Origin of the sequence: Escherichia sp. KCJ4928 (assembly GCF_004352695.1) — a bacterium.
Taxonomy (GTDB): Bacteria; Pseudomonadota; Gammaproteobacteria; order Enterobacterales; family Enterobacteriaceae; genus ECMA0423.
This window is the reverse complement of the sequence record NZ_SJWV01000323.1, coordinates 1-2,640: the sequence shown is the minus strand read 5'-3', so window position 1 is coordinate 2,640 and position 2,640 is coordinate 1. Positions and strand designations below refer to the sequence as shown.

Genomic DNA, 2,640 nt, shown 5'->3' with positions numbered 1-2,640 from the left:
AGCTAAATCAGGATGAACGCTTTGATTATGAATTATACATGAAAACAAATATGGGCAGCACAAAAAATGGTGCCAGGGTTCCCCACGTTCTTAATAGATTCACTTCTATGGATATTGATATGAATTCCCAGATCCTGCCAGACATGCTGATTAATTTTGCCCTTATTAACATCACAGACAGAAAGAACGAGGGTACCAATACCATTGATGGTAACTGGCAGGCCGATGAAGGACGCCGTTACCGGGATAATGTAAGAATCTATTTTTGAGTATGTCAACATAACCTGAGGCAAAGTACCTCAGGTTCCAGTGTAGTAATCAGCCAACCTGACAGTCTTCTGTTAGCCCTACAGATATGTCGTGGAGCTAACCGCGCATGTCAAAGCCGGATTTTTGAAAATCTCTATAAACTTCCGGATTGTTGAAGGCCGGGAATTTAGCTTTATGGGCTGCTGACTTTATCGCTTCGCAATAGGCTTTATCGCCATTACTGGTTGATATTTTTAACGCCGTGCCATCCCGGGAGAATTCCATATGCAACCTGCATTTTTTCCTTTTCCATTTTTGCGGATCATCAAGTTTAGCATTAATTGCATCCCTGATTCCCCGTGCCTGCTCCCCCCATTCATCCTGATCATCCCAACGTCCTGAACTGCAACTACCCAGGGCTGTAGTTTTATGGCAATTTGAAGGATGTAATGGCGCACATCCCGCCACAAAGCTGACTAAAATAGCCAGCATAACGATTTTCTTTACCCCCATATATTGCTCCTCAATCCATATAGATCTCAGTACCATAGCTCTGTCAGAGCAAAGAAAATCTTAACTAATACAAGTTAAGATTTTTAATATCCACTCCTCATCCCTACATTCCAGGTGATGGTGGCGTCCACTCATTATCCTGAACTGGAGCATAAGATGCGCCATGCCCCCCGGATATGCTTTTCTGTTGCCTGATATATTCGTGGTAGTACTGTTCACTACGCTGACGATGTAAATCCACATCCGGGCGGCTGATTACAAAGTGTCCATTTCCGGTTATTCCAGCTGCATTATGCCAGGCCACCATTTCCGCAAATACATCATTAAACTGTTGATATGAGCCTTCCGGTTCAAAACCCATTCCTGGCTCACGATCAAACAATACAGGAGCAATCAGATTCAGCTTATCCACCAGTTCATTTCTGTCCTGATGATGGTAGAACACCACACGGTCCCCATAATCCACACAGACTAACTCGCCATTCCTCCGATCACGAAAACGCACACTGCCATCTTTCTGCAGACGGGCTTCGAGAACGCCAGTGTCTTCATAAAGTGGAGTTCCTCCCGGTTCACAGAGAATCACGCAGCGGTCGGCATTCGTTGTTCGTCGCTTGTCTTTGCGACGATCACGATAATCCCAGCCACGTAACTGTGATAATGCAGCTCTGTCTCCCTGTACCGCCTGTTGCTCCACCCACTGCCGGTAGGACAAAGGATACCACTTACCCTCCGCAATCAGTGACAACCGCTCTTCCTTCACACTCTCCTTCAGCCTGATCAGCGCCTGCATACGCTGCACTTCCGCAATATGGTAATGCAGCTTACGCAATTGTGGATCCCGGAACTGCACACGGATATACGCCTTGCGCCGACGGCAGGCAGCATGAATTTCCCGTAACCGTTCTCCGTAACGTAAGTCGGGTTTACGCCAGTGCTCCTTCCATGCAAGATAACGCGCGCGCAAATCTTCCCGCGCAGCTGCACGGGCTTCACGGCGTTCACGACGCAGTACAGGATCGCGCCGGAAGCCGGGCTCCACTTCATCGCTGGCAGCAAGTTCCGGATTGTAGCGACATTCAGGCTTCACCCGTTCAAATATATCTGCACCTGCAATCTCAAATGGCCCTGCCTGCGGCTCAGCCCTGGATAACGTCAAATCCGGGTGGATACTGCTGGCCTTCACTGGTGTGAGCTCATGATTAAACGCATCCACAATCACAAGACCATGATGCTGTTTCTGCAACATAAGCCCTTTACGCGCAAACATCTCATGGCACGCCTGCCAGCTGAAATTCCCGCCCGCGATCATATCTTCAATCAACGACTCACACTGAACAGTCGTGTACCCCCACAGACTTTCCTTATCAGAAAACAGTTCGCGCTTTATTGCTCCCTGTGGACCTGTCCCCATCCGCATACGATACCATTCGTAATCACTGACAGCCTGAGTACCAAGATTACGTCCCCGGAATCGTTCTCCGGGTATAACCTGAGTAAAAATATCCTTCGGTACAGGCTGCCATCCACCATCCAGATCCTGCATATAATCCAGCGTCATTAACGGCCACACACTGTCTGCACGTACTGGTGTCTGTTGTTTATCAAATCCATCATGCAGTACCAGATGCCCGTGCTGGATCCCCATCCATAATCCAGCCTTTGCCAGAGTTCTGTGCACATCCAGGCAACTTTCCAGCTCACCATTTCTCGCCATTTCCGGTAAGCGTTCGGCAAAATGACGGCAGGCATACTGTTTCAGACTCTCCGTTTCTGCCACTTTTTCCGGCCGGATATCAACGTTTATGGCTTCCGGATCATAACGACCGGGTGTCCCCACCTGACTGAAAATATCTGTCGGTACAGGCTGATATTCCC

At 48.5% G+C, this 2,640-nt stretch carries 3 protein-coding genes; 1 reads left to right on the top strand and 2 read right to left on the bottom strand.

From position 1 onward, the window contains the following. The coding region (locus tag E0D98_RS23205; RefSeq protein ID WP_205713030.1) for a hypothetical protein at positions 1–269 on the top strand (269 nt) is incomplete at its 5' end. A gap of 97 nt (positions 270–366) precedes the next feature. On the opposite strand, the gene E0D98_RS23200 is transcribed toward E0D98_RS23205, so the two are convergent. Both E0D98_RS23200 and E0D98_RS23195 read right to left on the bottom strand, forming a co-directional pair. Next, the gene (locus E0D98_RS23200; RefSeq protein ID WP_001335086.1) at positions 367–798 is read right to left on the bottom strand and encodes a cell envelope integrity TolA C-terminal domain-containing protein; all 432 of its coding nucleotides are present in this window, start codon (positions 796–798) and stop codon (positions 367–369) included. Positions 799–865: 67 nt separating this feature from the next. Beyond that, a partial coding sequence (locus tag E0D98_RS23195) for a relaxase NikB (protein WP_165941053.1) occupies positions 866–2,640 on the bottom strand: 1,775 nt, incomplete at its 5' end.

Excerpts from the sequence above, each read along its gene's own strand:
- E0D98_RS23200 (WP_001335086.1), bottom strand. The coding sequence starts at position 798 with ATGGTACTGAGATCTATATGGATTGAGGAGCAATATATGGGGGTAAAG.